Source organism: Mucilaginibacter glaciei (genome assembly GCF_014773245.1).
Classification (GTDB): Bacteria; Bacteroidota; Bacteroidia; order Sphingobacteriales; family Sphingobacteriaceae; genus Mucilaginibacter; species Mucilaginibacter glaciei.
Genome location: NZ_JACWMX010000002.1, coordinates 60,893 through 79,290, shown reverse-complemented (window position 1 = coordinate 79,290; position 18,398 = coordinate 60,893). Strand labels below are relative to the sequence as shown.

Genomic DNA, 18,398 nt, shown 5'->3' with positions numbered 1-18,398 from the left:
AAGACTAACATACTTTCGGCACTTGCCCTATCTTTGGATTATAAGTTCTTTTAACGCTATCTGATTTGCCGGCGATCTGGCCGGAAGTGAAACAAAAAATCCCATGTAAACAATGGGGGCTAATGTGCAAATAAATAGTTAAACAGCAATTAGCAGGCTGTAATTGCAGTGAGTAAAATGAGGTAAAAGTAATTTTTTGCCCATAAATAAAAAAACTCGCCTGGTATTGTTGTCGGCTATTGGTTCATACGCGCTGGGGGTTTTAAGACAGGTTGAACAGAGTTAAGAATTGAATAAATAAATACATAGAAGGAGCGAAATGCAAGAGGAAACGGAATTACTGCTTAGGGAAAACAAAGATCGCTTTGTGATCCTCCCCATCAAATATCCCACTATTTGGGAGATGTACAAAAAAGCCGAAGCCAGCTTTTGGACAGCAGAAGAGATTGACCTCTCTGACGATATGAAGCACTGGGAGAACCTGAACCCGGGCGAAAAACACTTTATATCGCACATCCTGGCATTTTTTGCCGCCAGCGATGGTATCGTGAACGAGAACCTGGCCGTGAATTTCATGAGCGAGGTGCAGTTACCGGAGGCACGCTGCTTTTACGGTTTCCAGATCATGATGGAGAATATCCATTCGGAAACCTACGCCTTACTGATAGATACCTATATTAAAGACCCGGCAGAAAAAGACCGCTTGTTCCACGCCATCGACACTGTGCCTTGTGTAGGTAAAAAGGCCGAGTGGGCGTTAAAATGGATCAACAACGGCACGTTTGCCGAGCGGCTGATCGCATTTGCGGCGGTAGAGGGGATCTTCTTCTCAGGTAGTTTCTGCTCTATATTTTGGTTAAAGAAACGTGGTTTAATGCCGGGCTTAACCTTTAGCAATGAGCTGATCTCTCGTGACGAGGGCTCGCACTGTGAGTTTGCCTGCCTGCTTTACCGCATGTTGGAAAACAAGCTATCGAAAGAAGCGGCTACCAAGATCATTACCGATGCGGTAGAGATTGAAAAAGAATTTGTAAGCGATGCCTTACCGGTAAGTTTGATTGGTATGAACGCCAAAATGATGGGCCAGTACATTGAGTTTGTTGCAGACAGATGGCTGGACGAATTAGGTTACGATAAAGTTTACGGTGCAACTAATCCGTTCGATTTTATGGAGATGATCAGCCTGCAGGGTAAAACCAACTTCTTTGAAAAACGGGTGGGCGATTACCAGAAAAGCGGCGTGATGAACAGCAGCGCAGAAAGCAAAGCGTTTTCACTGGACGAGGATTTTTAAGGAGCTGATAGCCATCAGCGAGTGAATAGAGATCAGTTGATTAGAGATTAGTAAAACAAATCAAGTCAGTGAAATCATTTCAATCAGAGTAAATAAGAAAATAAAATATATGACGGTTAGATCGGTGAAATCATTTCAATCATCTTAATCGGAGTAAGCAAATTATAATATTATATAACTACTAACCACTTACCATTCACACCTCAAATTATGTTTGTAGTAAAAAGAGACGGAAGAAAAGAAAGCGTAAAGTTCGATAAGATCACAGCGCGTATTGAAAAATTATGCTACGGGTTTAAACTGGTTGACCCGATTGATGTAGCAAAAAAAGTAATTGAGGGATTATTTGACGGGGTAACCACATCAGAACTGGATAACCTTGCCGCTGAGACAGCCGCATCGTTAACTATTAAACACCCCGATTATGCACTGCTGGCATCGCGTATAGCGGTAAGCAACCTGCATAAAAACACGGTAAAGTCGTTCTCTGAAACCATGCGTAACCTGTATGAGTACATCGACCCTAAAACGGGTAAAGATGCCTCATTACTGGCTGATGATGTTTACGAGGTGATCAAAAATAACGCGGAGCTTTTAGACAGCACCATTATTTATGACCGCGACTTCGGATTCGATTACTTTGGTTTTAAAACCTTAGAAAAATCGTACCTGTTAAAGCTGAATGGTAAAATAGCCGAGCGCCCGCAGCACTTGTTTATGCGGGTATCGGTAGGTATCCACAAACATGATGTGGAAAGCGCTATCAAAACATACAACCTGATGAGCGAGCGTTGGTTCACCCACGCTACACCAACCTTATTTAACGCCGGTACGCCAAAACCGCAAATGTCGTCATGCTTTTTGTTAACCATGAAGGATGACAGCATCGAGGGGATCTACGATACCTTGAAGCAAACCGCCAAGATCTCACAAAGCGCGGGTGGCATTGGTTTAAGCATCCACAATGTAAGGGCTACAGGCTCATACATCAGCGGTACAAACGGCACCAGCAATGGTATCATCCCGATGCTGAAGGTATTTAACGATACCGCCCGTTATGTAGACCAGGGTGGTGGCAAGCGTAAAGGCGCTTTCGCTATCTATTTGGAGCCTTGGCATGCAGATATCTTTGAATTCCTTGACCTGCGTAAAAACCACGGTAAGGAAGAGATGCGCGCCCGCGATTTGTTCTACGCCCTTTGGGTGAGCGACTTGTTTATGCAGCGTGTAGAAGCTAATGAGGAGTGGACACTGTTCTGCCCGCATGAAGCACCGGGTTTGGCCGATTGCTTTGGCGCCGAGTTTGAAGCGTTATATACAAAATACGAAAAAGAAGGCCGCGGCCGTAAAACCATAAAAGCGCAAGAACTTTGGTTTGCCGTGTTAGATGCCCAGGTAGAGACCGGTACCCCATACTTATTGTATAAAGATGCTGCCAACGCAAAATCAAACCAGCAAAACTTAGGTACCATCAAAAGCTCTAACTTGTGTACCGAAATTATGGAGTACACATCAGCAGATGAGATAGCGGTTTGTAACCTGGCTTCGTTAGCATTGCCACGCTTTGTTATCGACGGTAAGTTTGACCACGATAAACTGTACGAAGTTACCTACCAGGCTACGTTGAACCTGAACAAGATCATCGATCATAACTACTACCCGGTTAAAGAGGCCGAATACTCTAACCTGCGCCACCGCCCTATCGGTTTAGGTGTGCAAGGTTTGGCTGATGCCTTTATCCTGCTGCGTTACCCTTTTGAAAGCCCCGAAGCAATGGAGCTGAACAAAGAGATCTTCGAGACCATTTACTTTGCTGCCATGACGGCTTCTAAAGACCTGGCCATTAAAGATGGTGCTTACGAAACCTTTAAAGGTTCGCCACTGTCAAAAGGCAAGTTCCAGTTTGATCTGTGGGATGTAAAACCTACAAGCGGCCGTTGGAACTGGGAAGACCTGCGTTTAGACGTAATGAACCACGGTGTGCGCAACTCGCTGTTAGTAGCGCCGATGCCTACTGCATCTACCTCACAGATCTTGGGTAACAACGAGTGTTTTGAGCCTTACACCTCAAATATTTACACCCGCCGTGTATTGAGTGGCGAGTTCATCATTGTAAACAAATTCTTACTGCGCGACCTGGTAGGTCTTGGCTTATGGAACAACGGCATGAAGGATAAGATCATCACTGCAAACGGTTCTATCCAGGATATTGCCGAGATCCCTGCCGAGATCAAGGAACTATACAAAACCGTATGGGAAATTAAGATGCGTAACATTATAGATATGGCTGCCGATAGGGGAGCCTACATCTGCCAGTCGCAGTCGTTAAACCTGTTCATCAACGCGCCAAACGCTTCAAAACTAACTTCAATGCACTTCTACGCATGGAAGAAGGGCTTAAAAACCGGTATGTACTACCTGCGTACACAAGCAGCATCGCAAGCGGTTAAGTTTACGGTAGAGAACCAGGGCGGCAAAAACATGGACCCTGTTATACCGGAAGTGGTTAACCAGGTTGCCGACGAAATACCGGCCGGCCCGTCTTGCTCCATGGAAGAAGGCTGTGTTACCTGCAGTGCCTAATCACCATAATCTTACATAAGTTAAAGACCGTGCAGCGAAAGTTGTACGGTCTTTTTGTTTATATTGGGCTGGGGATTGAAGTGACGCCAAACGCGTAAGCCTAAGGTTGGTGTTATCACCAATCTTTATGCGCAGGGAGTAGTGCGGTAATAACACCGACCACAAGCTGAACACAAGATGATAGGTTTTAGCCATAGATGATAATATGATAAACGATGTTTTAAAACAATATAAGGTAGTGTTCACCACACCTTTAGACTATGCCTTGTACAATAAAATTGAAACAGTAAATGAATGGTTGTCTCAATTTATTGATGATCATTATACAAAATCGATGGCAAGTCGTTTAGCAACAAACGTAGCCGCAGTTTTACATGAAAATCCGCTCACTCCCTTAATATTTTTTACTCAGAGTATGCAATGTGCAACAATAACATCTTCGTCAACTAAGATTTACGAATTAATGGACGAATACTTAGATGACAATAATATCACGCCGGCATTTGTATTGCCCACCGCCGACTTTAAAATAATTGTTGAGAGTTGGAGTGATTACGTACAAAATTCTCCTAAAGGACTATAATTCAGTCTCACGCGACTATGCAGCGTAGGTTTTAGCGACTGAATACTCGTGACGAAGCCAACTCACCCGGTCATTGCTTCGCTCAAGCACTCTCTCCGCAAGCGGAAAGAGGGTACGACACTTTTTATTTTTTTACCCTCTTTACGAAGTATAGAGGGTTGACCAGCGTAGCGTCGTCGGGGTGAGTTCTTAATGCAAGGGGAGTGGTGTAGTAATAAAACCGACCACAGACTGAATTTCAAGTCATTTACCAGCATGTTAATTTCATTGCCGTCCCATTTATGGGACGGATGACAAAGCGATAATCTGGCTTTAGCCGCATTTGAAGATTTCGGCTGAAGCCATTTGTCGTTACTGTTAACCGTCGACTGAAGTCGACGGCAATGAATAAAAAAACCGCTAACTTGCGCGACTATGCAGCGTGAGGTTTAGCGACGGCGTACTCGTGACGGGTGTGATTAGGCTTTATACACATACGCGTTTCAAACTAAAACTTTAGATTTGAGGAAACCTCTATTGATGAAATATTTACTTATCCCTCTATTTTGTTTGATTAGCTTCATTACGAATGCGCAAAAACATTTTGATATTTCTTTAAAAAAGCAGATGGATAGCGTGATGTTTCTTGATCAAAAATATCGCGACACGTTAACCTGGCTAATGACACCCGACAAGGTAGCCGCTATAACAAAAAAATTGGGCATGAGCGCCAGCAATGCCATCAATCATTACAATAAACTGCAAAAAAATATAGATTCTGCTAATACCAATTTTGTCGAAGGCATATTTAAACAATATGGTTATCCCGGTAAAAGTTTGGTTGGTGATAGTACAAGCGAAGCGGCATGGCATATTATTCAGCACAGTAAAAGAATAGATGATTATATCCCAATAATAAAAAAGGCAGCCGAAGAACATGAACTAACGTTCAGGCTATATGCAATGATGCTTGACCGTTATTTGATGAATAAAAATCAGGAGCAGATATATGGTAGCCAAATGACCATGCGTACCTTGAAATCAACTAAGATTAATGAGTGGATAGTTTGGCCATTAAAAGATCCGAAACGTGTAAATGCTTTACGCAAGAAGGCAGGATTCAAAGATACTGTGGAAGAGAATGCAGCAAACCTTGATGTAAAATACCGGGTTATAAAACTGGATGATATTATTATGTAAGTCTTGTGGCCTTGTTGGTGTGGTTCCCAATCTGGCAAGAGTGTTAGTATAAGCAAAAGTGACGGCTACTCGTGACTAACAACAAAAAAGCCTATGCGTACCTAAAAGCGGACAAACTAAATAGCGTCCCATCCAGCACATAGGCGTTATGCTACAAAGATGTAAAATTTAACTGTGCCATTGTTGCGACTGAGGCGTAAGGTTGCTATTATAAAAAATCACTAAACAATAAAATTCAGTTTTGGTGACACAACCATGTCAGTATTTAAGTTTTACTAAATGATTAAATAATTGATTATCAAGTGTTCATGAATGTTCGCGGTGTTCACGAGGTGTGAACGTGAACAAAACGATGCGTTTTCCAATAAAATATAATGGTGCTTAGCGCTAACCTTTACAGAATAATGATGTTAATAAAATCGAACCCGGCATTTTTTGCGTAGGTTAGTATAAACAAACATTAAACTTAAAAATACCATGGGCGCACCGGAAATCATTTTGATCATATTAGCAATCTTATTATTATTTGGCGGTAAAAAAATACCTGAATTGATGCGAGGCCTTGGTAAAGGCATGAAAGATTTCAAAAATGCGCAAGACGGCACTTCGGAGCCGATCCCCGCACCAGAAAGAGCAAACAACAAATAAAATATCAAAGGCCCCATCAGGGGCCTTTTTGGTTTCCTCCCGCTGACTAATCAGCAAGCCGCAGTGAATAACCTTTTACGCTTTCGTGATAGATTTCCCGATCAACTTTCCGACTTTTGTTTGAACCATGGGCTATCATCTATCCACCATGGACTAACAAATGACCAAACACGAGATCATCAGTTGCGATCGCTGCGGAACCGGCATAGAATGTAAGGCAAATTCTTACACAAAATGCCAGTGCAGTGTAGTGCAATTGAACTTGAACGAAGTGCAGTACATCAGCGAGAATTACGAAGGCTGCATGTGTGCCAAATGTTTGTTAGAACTCCAGGCCGAGTACCAGCAAACTTTGGTGAGCTAATTAAAGATATGCAGAAATTTTCAGGGCAATTTTACTGTGAATTTGACCGGTTTTGTTCCGTAAAGATAGTAGACGACGGCCGTGTTGCTTATGCCTACTTTACGCAGGGCGATGATGCCGTAGGTGACGTATGGCTCTATAACCAAGCCGAAGCACCCAAGGTTAGCTTTTGGAATCCAGCGGACATCCCCTTCCTGAACCCGGTGGAATATTTAAATAAGGACGCAAAAATTGCACCTATCAACGCTGCCGATGAAGTACGCTGCGAGTGGCTTGAAACCAGCGACGGAATCATCGAAGTGGATATCCTGATCCGCGGGAAGTTTATCGCACAGCTAAGTCCGGGTGCTAAACCGGGCTTTTCGGTATTAGTAGTTAAAGATGGTCCGTTAGCGTTGATTTATTAAGTAAGAAACCTTACTCGCCAGCAACCTCGTCCTTCGCTTTAGCAACGCCGTCTTTCACATATACCTCGCCTTTGTAGGGCTCGATCACCGAGTGGAAACTAAAGCCCGCTACATGCAACAGGTAGTAGGTCATGATATCGCACCAGCAGATCTCATCATGAAACATTGGCACTTTGGGGAACTTGCCCTCTTGTTTACTTAGCTCTTTGTTGTAATTGTATTCGCCATCGTGCTTAGCTATCCATGCTTTGAACAGTTCCATCTCGGCAGGGTCCGAAAATACGATCTTGAAGAAGGTTTCCTCGGTCACCTCCTTCAGGTCGTCGTTCATGTAATGATGGTATTTATGGCGGTGGCGGATGATCTTTGCGGTTATCATATGGGGCTGATTTGTACTAACGTAACACCAAATGGGAATATGCGTTTTAAATATTTAGACAAATAAGGGCTGTCTTGCGTACTTCCCGGCTTTTTCAACTTTCGGACTAAATTTCTATCTTCGCATCTTTCTATATCACACTAAATTATGAAATTACTTGAAGGTAAAACCGCACTGATCACCGGTGCATCAAAAGGCATTGGCCGTAAAATAGCCGAGAAATTTGCCGAGCACGGCGCAAATGTGGCGTTTACTTATTTGTCGTCTGTTGAGAAGGGCGAAGCCCTGGAGCAGGAACTGCAAAGCTTCGGCACAAAGGTAAAGGGTTATCGCAGCGACGCCTCTAAATTTGATGAAGCCGAAAAATTGATCAGTGATATCGTAGCCGATTTTGGTACTTTGGATATCGTGGTGAATAATGCCGGTATCACTAAAGACGGCCTGCTGATGCGTATGACCGAAGAGCAGTGGGACGATGTGCTGAACGTTAACCTGAAATCTATCTTCAACGTAACCAAAGCGGCATCAAAGATTATGATGAAAAACCGTAAGGGAGTGTTTATTAATATGAGCTCGGTAGTGGGTGTGCAGGGTAATGCTGGCCAGGCTAACTATGCGGCTTCAAAATCAGGTATTATCGGGTTTTCTAAATCGATAGCAAAGGAATTAGGTTCACGTAACATCCGTACCAACGTGGTGGCACCGGGCTTTATCCGTACCGAAATGACCGAGGTTTTAGACCCTAAAGTGGTTGAAGGCTGGGCAGCAGCTATCCCCCTAAAACGTGCCGGCGAGCCGGAGGACGTGGCAAATGCCTGTGTGTTCCTGGCATCAGATATGGCAACCTATATCACGGGGCAGGTAATCCCTGTTGATGGCGGGATGTTGTAATAAGTTAAAAGTCAAAATTAAAAAGTAAAAAAATGCCCGTCATCCTGAACTTATTTCAGGATCTCTCCGGACAGGTAGCCAAGTTACAGGCAACCGACCAATAATAATATTAACAAAACAGGCAAGCATTCGCTTGCCTGTTTTGTTATAAATAAATGTCAACCAGCCCACTCATCGCCCAAACCATTCTTCAAACAGCGACCGAACGCGGCCCGGAGAAATCAACCTGCCCGTCAGAGATCGCCCGCGCACTATTCCCGGCCGATTGGCGCAAACACATGGACGAGGTACGGCAAGCAGCTATTGAGCTTCAAAAATCCGGTAAGGTGAGCATCACCCAAAAAGGCATGCCGGTTGATGTTGAATATATCAAAGGCCCCATCCGCATAAAAATTAAATAGGGCATTCCACAATAATTTCGCATTTTGCGGGTATGGATATTATGCGTAATTACTTACCACTAACTACTCACCACTTACAAAAATAATGTCTGTCACCTGGGGATCCGTTTCGGGGTGGTGGGTGCCGGCTTGCCTGGTATTAGGGTTGTTATACGCCTGGCTCATGTATAGCCAGCCAGTACAATTGGCTAAAGCCCCGCGCTATGCCTTGTTTGCTTTCCGGGCGATCGCCGTATCCATTTTGGCCGTTCTCTTAGTATCTCCGCTCATCCGTACCGTAACTTACCAGCCGCAAAAGCCGGTGATACTGATTGCACAGGATAATTCGGAATCGATAAAGCTGTTTCCAAACAAACAAGCCGCGTTAAAAGAAGATTGGGCCTCATCCCTGCAAAAGCAGTTAGGGGACAATTACGAAGTACATCAATATAATTTCGATGGCGAGTTGCATGACGGGACAGCAAAGAATTACAAAGACAAACAAACCAATATATCCAATGCCCTGCAGCAACTGAACGAGCGTTTTGTGAACCGGAATATTGGTGCCCTGGTCTTGGCTACCGATGGGCTTTATAACCTTGGTTCAGATCCGCAGTACGAGGCGCGTAATATCAAAACTACTATCTATACCGTAGCCCAGGGCGATACCGTACCGCGGCGCGACTTGCTGATTGGTAATATCAACTACAACAAAACCGCTTTCCTGGGGAATGATTTTGAGGTGGAGTTATTGGCAGAGGCTTATCAAAGCCAGGGCGAAACCATGCGCCTGTCCGTAACAGAAGATGGGCGACAGGTATTGGCGCAAAACATCAGCATAAATTCGGCAGCGTTTAAAAAGGTTATCCCGTTAAAGCTCAATGCTGATAAAAAAGGCATCCGCAAGTTTGCCTTTAACCTGGCACCTGTTGCGAATGAGCTATCGGTTCAAAACAATACGGAAACGGTTTATATAGAAGTGCTGGATGCCCGCCAAAAGGTGTTGCTGTTGTATGATAATGCCCACCCGGATATCAGCGTGATAAAAAATGCTATCCAAACCAACCGCAACTTTGAAGTAAAGGCCAGCCTGATTACGGACATAGGATCGTTAAAGATCTCTGATTATAGCATGTCCATACTGTATCAGCCCGGCACAGGGAGTTACAGTGCTTTAAAGCCTGTATTGGATAGCAAGATGCCGCTATGGTTTATCGGCGGCACCCAGGCCGATATGCAGGCGTTAAACGCCGGTCAAAATGTTGTAAAAGCACTGGTTGGCCGGCAGGAAATGCAGGAGGTATTTGCGCAGCCTTTAAGCAATTTTTCGGCATTTACCTTATCAGATTCTACGCAGAATAAGTTAAGCAAACTGCCGCCGCTATTGGTGCCGTTTGGCAGCTACTCGGCGGCAACATCTGCAAATGTTTTGTTGAAACAGCGCATAGGAAACGTAGCCACCACTTACCCTTTATTAGCTTTTGATGATGAGAGCGGCCGTAGGGTAGGTGTATTAGCGGGTGAAGGCGTTTGGCGCTGGCAACTGGCCGAATACCGCGAGTATGGCAACCACCACGCGGTTGAGGAATTATTTAGTCAGTCTGTACAATACCTTACCGCCAATGCCAACAGGCAACGGTTTAGGGTTTATCCGTCTAAAAATGTTTTCGACGAGGGCGAGAATATTTTGTTAAACGCCGAACTGTACAACGAAGCGCTGGAACTGATCAACACGCCGGATGTGAGCATTAATATCAAAAGCCAATCCGGTAAAAACTATAGCTTTTTATTTACCCGCAGCGGCCAGGGTTATCAGTTAAACGCGGGCTCACTGCCCGTGGGCGAGTATACTTACCAGGCGGTCGCTAAAAATGGAAAACAGGAATTTAGGGCTAACGGGCAGCTAACCGTTAAACAATTGAACCTGGAAACCCGCCAGAGTACAGCCAACCATAAACTGTTGCGAGCAATAGCAGAGCAATCGGGTGGCAAGATGCTGCAGCCGGCGCAGGTCGGCCAACTAGCAGATCTGATCCGCAAAAACGAAAATATCAAAACCGTTGTTTATGAGGATAAGCGTTACAGCGATATCATCGATTTAAAATGGATTTTCGTATTCATCGTATTTTTATTGAGCGCAGAATGGTTTTTGCGCAAGCGCGAAGGCGAGGTTTAAAGCGCAAATTGTTATTCTCACATAGTTGTAGTACAACCTAGCAATATTCATTGCCGTTGACTTTAGTCAACGGTGTTGTAAGATACGGTCCCGGCTTTAGCCAAAAAATACTGTGTTATTTAGGCTGAAGCCAAATTATTTTAGATTAGTCCGTTCCATAAATGGGAGGGCAATGATTTAACTATTTAAGCATATCATGAAAAAAATCATCATCCTGCTCCTCCTATCAGCAACCGCCACTTTAACCCGGGCCCAGCAGCTTAACATCGGCACTTACAACATCCGTTATTCCAACAAAGGCGACTCGACCGCTGGCAATGGCTGGGGTCAGCGTTACCCGCAGATAGCCAAAATCATTCAATTTCAAGATCTGGATATATTCGGCACGCAGGAGGGAAAGATCAACCAGTTACACGACCTTACTGATAGCTTGCCGGGTTATAAATGGTTTGGTGCCGGTCGCGATGACGGAAAGCAGGCCGGCGAGCATTCGGCTATATTTTATAAGGCAGATAAGTTTACTATCGTTAAGTCGGGCAACTTTTGGCTGTCGGCTATTACCGATAAACCAAACAAAGGCTGGGATGCCGCTTTACCGCGTATATGTACATGGATAGAGTTTAAAGAGAAGAAAACCGGTTTTACATTCTACTTCTATAACCTGCATATGGATGATATTGGTGTGGTAGCCCGTAGCGAAAGCTCAAAACTCATTCTGAAGAAAATTAAAGAAATGCGTACGAATGTTCCCGCAATCCTTACCGGCGATTTCAACGTCGACCAAACCTCAGATAGTTACGCCGTGATCAATAACTCAGGGGTTTTGAAAGATAGTTATGTGCTGTCACCTGTTAAGCTGGCACCAAGCGACACTTTCAGTGACTTCGACGCCAATACAGCCGGCAATAAACGCATCGACCATATTTTTGTAACTAAAGATTTTAAAGTGAAGCGTTATGGGATCTTGACGAACACTTATCATGGTCGCACACCATCAGACCATTACCCTGTTGTAGCGGTTATAACGCATTAATTACGGTTGAAAGACAGTAGCCTGAATTGTATTTAGCATGATCTGTACTATCGATTTTTAACTAAAAAAACTATCTTCGCTACCATGTCGCCCAACCAAGCAAAAGATCAGATTGCGGCCCTTACTGCCGAATTAAGACAGCATACTTATAACTATTATGTGCTGGCTATGCCCACTATTGCCGACTATGATTTTGATAAAAAGCTGGAGCAATTAGCCGCTTTGGAGAAGCAATACCCCGAGTTTGCAGACCCGGAATCGCCTACGCAGGTAGTTGGTGGCGATATCACCAAGGAGTTTGTAACGGTTAAGCACCGCTGGCCCATGCTATCGTTAGGTAACACCTATAACGAACAGGAGTTGGTTGAATTTGATGCACGGGTACGCAAAGCGATAGGCGATAATTTTGAGTACGTGTGCGAATTGAAGTTCGATGGGTTATCTATGAGCCTTACTTATGAGAACGGCAAACTGGCCCGCGCCGTAACCCGTGGCGATGGTACGAAAGGCGATGAGGTAACTACCAATGTGCGTACCATTCATAGCATCCCTAAAAAGCTGGCAATAGGCAACTATCCCGAATTGTTCGAGATTCGCGGTGAAGTTTTTATGCACCTGAAAGCCTTTGAACGTTTGAATAAGGAGCGCGTTGACAATGGCGAAGTGCCTTATGCCAACCCCCGTAATTTTGCATCGGGTACCATGAAACTGCAGGACTCTGCCGAGGTGGCCCGCCGCCCGCTGGATTGTTTCCTGTACGGGCTATACACTGAAAAAACTTTATTTAAAACCCACTGGGAAAGCCTGGAAGCCGTAAAAAAATGGGGTTTCCATGTAGATGATCATAGCCGTTTGTGCAGCGATATCGCAGGCGTATTGAATTTTATTAACCATTGGGATAAAGAGCGCTTCAACCTGAGCTATGATATTGATGGTATTGTTATCAAAGTAAATAATTATTCGCAGCAGCAAGAGTTGGGCTTTACAGCCAAGTCGCCAAGGTGGGCTATATCTTACAAATTCAAAGCAGAGCGGGTAGAGACGGAACTATTAGCCGTTACCTACCAGGTGGGCCGTACGGGTGCGGTTACCCCTGTTGCTAATTTGAAACCTGTGTTATTGGCGGGTACGACCGTAAAGCGTGCTACCCTGCACAATGCCGACGAGATAACTGAACGCCTTAAACTGCATGAGCATGATACCGTGTTTGTAGAAAAAGGCGGCGAAATTATCCCAAAGATCATCAGCGTTAACCTCGATAAGCGTTTGCCTGGTGCCAAACCCATCAAATACATTACCCATTGCCCGGCTTGTAATACAGAATTACTGCGTACCGAAGGTGAAGCCGCCTGGTATTGCCCTAATGATGAAGGCTGCCCGCCGCAGATTGTGGGTAAAATGCAGCATTACATTGGCCGTAAGGCAATGAATATTGACGGCTTGGGCGATGAAACTATCGAGACCCTATACCGCCAGGAATTTATTAAACACATTAGTGATATTTACCGGTTAAAAGACCGTGCAGACGAGTTAAAGAAACTGGGCCGATTTGGCGAGAAGTCTATCAATAATATGTTGGACGGGATAGAGAAATCTAAAGAGCAGCCGTTTGAAAAAGTACTGTTCGGGTTAGGTATCCGCTACGTTGGCGAAACAGTGGCTAAAAAGCTGGTGGCCCATTTCAAAACTATCGATAACTTGATGGCAGCAACTGCCGAAGAATTAACCGCAGCCGAAGAAATAGGCGGACGGATAGCTGAAAGCATAACGTCATATTTTGCAGATGAGAGCCACCGGGAAGAAATTGAGAAATTAAAAGAAAGCGGCCTGCAATTTGTAGAAGTAGAAACCGAAGTGACCCTTGCCAGCGAAAAATTGAGCGGGCAAAGCTTTATCATATCGGGTGTGTTTGAAAAATACTCGCGCGATGAGTTAAAGGACATTATAGAACAAAACGGCGGGAAGATCTTAAGCAGTATCTCGGCCAAGCTCAACTACCTGGTTGCGGGCGATAATATGGGCCCCGCCAAATTAGAAAAAGCGACTAAATTAAACGTCCCGATTATTAGCGACGAAGACCTGCTGGCAATGATCAGCTAAATAAAACGATTACATGACAACAATTAAATGGGGTATCATAGGCTGCGGTAACGTTACCGAGAAAAAGAGCGGCCAGGCCTATAACAAGATAGCAGACAGCACGCTGGTAGCGGTAATGCGCCGCGATGCCGAAAAGGCCGCCGATTATGCCCGGCGCCACAACGTGAGCAAATGGTACAGCGATGCCAGTGAGTTGATGGACGACGCGGATGTTAATTCGGTATCTATAGCCACCCCGCCTGCAAACCATTTAGATTATGCTTTGGCTGCTATCAAAAAAGGGCTGAATGTGTATGTAGAAAAGCCGGTAACCCGTAACGCCCGGGAGGCCGAAGCGATGGCTGCCGCGGTGAAAGATAGCAGCGCGAAACTGGTAGTAGCCCATTACAGGCGCGCTTTGCCCATGTTTTTGCATGTAAAAAATCTGCTCGATACTAACGCAATCGGTGATGTGCGTACCGTACAGATCCGGATGTGGCAAAACCGCGAACCTAAGTTAGTAGCCGATAGCGAAACCAACTGGCGGTTAAACCCTGCGCTTTCGGGCGGGGGGTATTTTCATGACCTGGCCCCCCATCAGCTCGATCTGATGCTCTATTACTTTGGCGAACCAGAACAATATAGTGGTTACAGTTTGAACCAAGGTCGCTTTAGTCCTGCGGATGACCACGTGTGCGGGCAAATCGTTTTCAAAAACAACGTAGTCGTTAACGGATCATGGTGCTTCAATGTAGCGCAAAGCGAAATGACAGACACCTGTGAAATTGTAGGTACGCAGGGAAAGATCACTTTCCCATTCTTCGGCACATGGGTTAGCTTAAAGACCGGGGAGGACGAAGATACCACGAATTTTACACATCCCGAGCACATTCAGCAACCCATGATCACCAAAATAGTAGCCTACTTTAAAGGCGAAGGGCCAAACCCCTGCACCATTGATGAGGCGGTGGTGCTGATGAAGGTAATGGACGCGTTTACGGGGAAGTGATAACATATCCAAACCGAAAAAACCGTGTCATTGCGAGCGATAGCGCGGCAATCTCAGCGGACAAGCGGATATGCTATGATTGCCACATCGCTACGCTTTTCGCAATGACACGGTTTTTTATGGTTCAACAGATAGTGTTTTTGGTCGTTTTACAACTAATCTGCCAAATTCTCCAACGCGTCTATATCTACCGAGTTGATGAGTTTTAAATGCGCAGTGATCTTTTCGGCGCTCCAGTTCCACCAGGCAATTTTGTTGAGGCGGGCTATCTGATCATCGTCATAACGTTTTCTAATGATCCGCGCCGGGTTACCACCTACGACAGCATAGTCGGGTACATCTTTGGTCACAACAGCCTTTGCGGCGATGATGGCACCGTTACCAATCTTTACGCCCGGCATAATGGTGGCGTCGTAACCTATCCAAACGTCATTGCCAATGAGCGTATCGCCCTTGTTAGGGAATTTGCCGGTCAGGTTTTCCGGGTCGATGATCTTTTCCCAGCCATTCTGAAATATGGCGAAGGGGAAGGTAGAAATCGGTGCGGTTTCATGATTGGCACCGTTCATGATAAATTTAACGTCACTTGCTATCGCGCAAAAATTACCGATGATTAATTTATCGCCAATAAAATCAAAATGGTATAAAACGTTCTTTTCAAAATTGGCGGCGTCGTTAAAGTCGGCGTAATAGGTGTAATCGCCCACGATAATATTGGGGTTGGTTACCTGGTTTTTTAAGAATACCAGGTTGCGGTGTGGCTCCATCGGGTAAAGCACATCAGGGTTTGGTCCGTTAAGCATAAAAAAAAATAATAGAATGAATAATAAGCGTGGATTAACACAAGGCCTGCATTCTTATGCAGATAAGAATTCAAAAAGCAAAATTGAGTAGCTGGCAGGCCGCTTATACTATCACCGGAGTAAATTTTAATGATCGGATAGGTGAAATTATAAAATTATTTTGAAACTATAAATTACCTTGCAGCTTTAGCGATAACCATGAAGCCAATATCTGAAGCCGACCTGATCATCAATGCCGATGGCAGTATTTACCATTTAAACCTGCTGCCCGGTGATATTGCCGATACCGTAATTACCGTTGGCGACCCCGACCGCGTGGGTGAGGTAAGCAAGTATTTTGATAGCATTGAACTAAAAAAAGGCAAGCGGGAGTTTATAACGCATACCGGTATTATTGGCGGTAAACGCATTACGGTACTATCTACCGGGATAGGTACCGATAACATCGATATTGTATTTAATGAGCTGGATGCGCTGGTCAATATCAATTTTGAAACCCGCATGGTTAATGCCGATCTAAAAAAGCTAAATCTAATCCGGATAGGCACATCGGGTGCCATACAAGCCGATTTGGAGGTGGATAGCCTGCTGGCATCATCCGCAGCATTTGGGCTTGATTCTTTGGCGGGGTTTTATCAACAGCGACATACCCAACCGGAAAAGGAGCTGCTGGCGGCCTTTGCCCATGAATTTAAAGATGAACTACTGGTAAACCCTTATTATGCCGCGGCTGATGAATGGTTGTTACAGAAATTAGCACCTGGTATCCAAACCGGAATTACGATAACAGCACCGGGGTTTTATTCGCCGCAAGGCAGGCAAGTGAGGGCAGTGGCTGCCATACCGGGGTTGATGGAGATCATCAGCAGCTTCAGATACGGTCATCAGCGGATAACCAACCTGGAAATGGAAACCGCCGGCATTTATTGCCTGGCAAAAATATTAGGTCACCGCGCAATATCCTTCAATGTAATATTGGCCAACCGGGCGGGCAATGTGTTTAGTAAACAGCCTGCCGTGGTGATGGATAAATACATCAAACACTTAATTGAGAAAATAAGCCATATTTTATAATCAGTAACTTTAGCTATCATATAAATAAAGCCATATTTGTGTGAGTTGAGTTAAACAACAAATTAAATTCCCCTTCCTATGCCGGTGAAAAAGCTGCTTGCCCCTTTTTATGAACGCCTCGCCTTGGTGCTGATCGCGTTTTGTGCATTAGGTTATTTAGTTTCGTTAGCTAAAGAGATCCTTGATCCGCTCATTTTTGGCTTTCTTTTCGCGGTATTACTATTGCCGATATCGGGCTTTTTAGAGCGTAAGCTGCGTTTACCGCGCAGTGCGTCATCGCTATTATCCATCTTATTGCTCATTGTTTTCGTTGGCGGGGTGTTGTACCTGGTAGGTGCACAGATCTCAAACCTGGCTAACGACTGGCCTATGTTAAAGAGCCAGGTGCAGCAATCTTTAGAAAGCCTGCAGCAGTGGATCCAGGGAGCGTTTCATATTACTGCCGATAAACAAATAGCCTATGTAGAAACTACGGGGCATAAAATAATGGCATCGGGTACGGCTGTTTTAGGTACAACCTTTGGCGCAATATCATCTATGGTATTGTTTTACGCGTTCATTCTCATCTTTACCTTTTTCATATTGTTTTACCGCCGGTTATTGCTACGGTTTATAGTATGGGTGTTTAAAGACGGCCGCTCTCACGTGGTGCTGGATGTTGTAGAGAACATTCAAAAGATTTTGCGGCAATACATTTTGGGCTTGATGATAGAGATGGTAATTGTGGCCGGGGTAGCTATCGCAGCGTTCTTTTTTATCGGTATAAAGTATGCGGCCCTGCTCGGGATAATTGTGGGCTTGTTTAACATCATCCCTTACCTGGGTATTTTTACCGCCTTACTTTTAAGCACTATCATCACATTTGCTACCGGCACTTTAACAGAAACCCTGTCTGTCGTGTTCAGTATTATTGCCATTCATGCGGTTGATGCTAACTTTTTACTGCCGGCGATTGTAGGGTCGAAAGTGCGGCTTAACGCTTTGATCACCTTTATTGGTATCATTGTGGGGGAGATGATATGGGGGCTATCGGGTATGTTTTTATCCATCCCGATATTGGCGATATTTAAGATTATTTTTGATAGGGTAGAAACCCTTAAGCCTTGGGGTTATCTTTTAGGTAGCGATGCTGAATACAAAGAGCCCACCACAGAGCAATCCGATGCTGAATCTGTCACTTAATAAGCTGGTAAATGCGGATATAAACGGTGGCGGTATATGCAATCAGCACTACCGTATTGATAACCAGCAACCAGTTAAGATCCTGATGTTTGTATTTTTTGATAGCACAGATAATCAATAGGGCAATAAAGCCCAATATCAGCAGGATAGGGAAGGCCAGCGTCCAGATGTTTTTAGGCATCAGGTATAAATGCGATAATTTATCACCATCGCCCTGTAAGAAAGGGATGAGCGCCATCAGCATTAATATAAAAAACACACGTACAACAACTTTGGCAGCTATCTGGCTAACTTTCATGGTCTGCAAATTAAAAGTTTTTCAACTTATTTCCGG

18 protein-coding genes are annotated in these 18,398 nt (G+C 44.6%); 15 read left to right on the top strand and 3 right to left on the bottom strand.

Features of this window, described 5'->3' with window-relative positions; genetic code table 11:
• The first annotated feature begins 319 nt into the window (after positions 1 to 319).
• The 7 genes from IDJ76_RS04940 (at position 320) to IDJ76_RS04910 (ending at position 7,058) form a co-directional block, all read left to right on the top strand.
• Positions 320 to 1,294, top strand: a complete 975-nt coding sequence (locus IDJ76_RS04940) for a ribonucleoside-diphosphate reductase small subunit (RefSeq protein ID WP_191161374.1) — start codon at positions 320 to 322, stop codon at positions 1,292 to 1,294.
• A gap of 210 nt (positions 1,295 to 1,504) precedes the next feature.
• A complete protein-coding gene (locus IDJ76_RS04935; RefSeq protein WP_191161372.1) occupies positions 1,505 to 3,877 on the top strand; it encodes a ribonucleoside-diphosphate reductase subunit alpha in 2,373 nt (790 codons plus the stop codon).
• Positions 3,878 to 4,082: 205 nt separating this feature from the next.
• Positions 4,083 to 4,460, top strand: coding sequence for a hypothetical protein (locus IDJ76_RS04930; protein WP_191161370.1), 378 nt, complete (start codon positions 4,083 to 4,085; stop codon positions 4,458 to 4,460).
• A 519-nt stretch (positions 4,461 to 4,979) separates the two neighbouring features.
• The gene (locus IDJ76_RS04925; RefSeq protein ID WP_317173952.1) at positions 4,980 to 5,639 is read left to right on the top strand and encodes a DUF6624 domain-containing protein; all 660 of its coding nucleotides are present in this window, start codon (positions 4,980 to 4,982) and stop codon (positions 5,637 to 5,639) included.
• A 477-nt stretch (positions 5,640 to 6,116) separates the two neighbouring features.
• Positions 6,117 to 6,287, top strand: a complete 171-nt coding sequence (gene tatA / locus IDJ76_RS04920; protein ID WP_191161366.1) for a twin-arginine translocase TatA/TatE family subunit — start codon at positions 6,117 to 6,119, stop codon at positions 6,285 to 6,287.
• 160 nt (positions 6,288 to 6,447) lie between these two features.
• The gene (locus tag IDJ76_RS04915) at positions 6,448 to 6,651 is read left to right on the top strand and encodes a cysteine-rich CWC family protein (protein ID WP_191161364.1); all 204 of its coding nucleotides are present in this window, start codon (positions 6,448 to 6,450) and stop codon (positions 6,649 to 6,651) included.
• Positions 6,652 to 6,659: 8 nt separating this feature from the next.
• Entirely contained in the window at positions 6,660 to 7,058 is a 399-nt protein-coding gene (locus IDJ76_RS04910) for a hypothetical protein (RefSeq protein ID WP_191161362.1), read from the top strand.
• A 10-nt stretch (positions 7,059 to 7,068) separates the two neighbouring features.
• Here IDJ76_RS04910 and IDJ76_RS04905 read toward each other — a convergent pair whose 3' ends face one another.
• Complete coding sequence (locus IDJ76_RS04905) at positions 7,069 to 7,437, bottom strand: hypothetical protein (RefSeq protein WP_191161360.1); 369 nt, start codon at positions 7,435 to 7,437, stop codon at positions 7,069 to 7,071.
• A 147-nt stretch (positions 7,438 to 7,584) separates the two neighbouring features.
• Here IDJ76_RS04905 and fabG point away from each other — a divergent pair, with 147 nt between their 5' ends.
• From fabG to IDJ76_RS04875, 6 genes are all read left to right on the top strand, one after another.
• Positions 7,585 to 8,328 (top strand): 3-oxoacyl-[acyl-carrier-protein] reductase, encoded by a 744-nt coding sequence (fabG, locus tag IDJ76_RS04900; RefSeq protein ID WP_191161358.1) that lies wholly within the window; start codon positions 7,585 to 7,587, stop codon positions 8,326 to 8,328.
• 155 nt (positions 8,329 to 8,483) lie between these two features.
• Positions 8,484 to 8,729, top strand: a complete 246-nt coding sequence (locus IDJ76_RS04895; protein ID WP_191161356.1) for a DUF3253 domain-containing protein — start codon at positions 8,484 to 8,486, stop codon at positions 8,727 to 8,729.
• 85 nt (positions 8,730 to 8,814) lie between these two features.
• Positions 8,815 to 10,884: a hypothetical protein gene (locus tag IDJ76_RS04890; protein WP_191161354.1), complete on the top strand. Its 2,070-nt coding sequence runs from the start codon at positions 8,815 to 8,817 to the stop codon at positions 10,882 to 10,884.
• A gap of 196 nt (positions 10,885 to 11,080) precedes the next feature.
• Positions 11,081 to 11,917: an endonuclease/exonuclease/phosphatase family protein gene (locus tag IDJ76_RS04885; protein ID WP_191161352.1), complete on the top strand. Its 837-nt coding sequence runs from the start codon at positions 11,081 to 11,083 to the stop codon at positions 11,915 to 11,917.
• A gap of 84 nt (positions 11,918 to 12,001) precedes the next feature.
• Positions 12,002 to 14,017 (top strand): NAD-dependent DNA ligase LigA, encoded by a 2,016-nt coding sequence (gene ligA / locus IDJ76_RS04880; RefSeq protein ID WP_191161350.1) that lies wholly within the window; start codon positions 12,002 to 12,004, stop codon positions 14,015 to 14,017.
• 13 nt (positions 14,018 to 14,030) lie between these two features.
• Positions 14,031 to 15,005, top strand: coding sequence for a Gfo/Idh/MocA family protein (locus IDJ76_RS04875; RefSeq protein WP_191161348.1), 975 nt, complete (start codon positions 14,031 to 14,033; stop codon positions 15,003 to 15,005).
• 155 nt (positions 15,006 to 15,160) lie between these two features.
• Here IDJ76_RS04875 and IDJ76_RS04870 read toward each other — a convergent pair whose 3' ends face one another.
• Complete coding sequence (locus tag IDJ76_RS04870; protein ID WP_317173943.1) at positions 15,161 to 15,808, bottom strand: CatB-related O-acetyltransferase; 648 nt, start codon at positions 15,806 to 15,808, stop codon at positions 15,161 to 15,163.
• A 198-nt stretch (positions 15,809 to 16,006) separates the two neighbouring features.
• Between IDJ76_RS04870 and IDJ76_RS04865 the strand changes: the two genes are divergently transcribed.
• Together IDJ76_RS04865 and IDJ76_RS04860 are read left to right on the top strand one after the other, a co-directional pair.
• A complete protein-coding gene (locus IDJ76_RS04865; protein WP_191161346.1) occupies positions 16,007 to 16,882 on the top strand; it encodes a nucleoside phosphorylase in 876 nt (291 codons plus the stop codon).
• Between the two features lie 78 nt (positions 16,883 to 16,960).
• Positions 16,961 to 18,064: an AI-2E family transporter gene (locus IDJ76_RS04860; RefSeq protein ID WP_191161344.1), complete on the top strand. Its 1,104-nt coding sequence runs from the start codon at positions 16,961 to 16,963 to the stop codon at positions 18,062 to 18,064.
• Here IDJ76_RS04860 and IDJ76_RS04855 read toward each other — a convergent pair.
• Positions 18,057 to 18,362, bottom strand: coding sequence for a hypothetical protein (locus IDJ76_RS04855; RefSeq protein WP_191161342.1), 306 nt, complete (start codon positions 18,360 to 18,362; stop codon positions 18,057 to 18,059). The genes IDJ76_RS04860 and IDJ76_RS04855 overlap by 8 nt on opposite strands.
• Between the last annotated feature and the right edge of the window lie 36 nt (positions 18,363 to 18,398).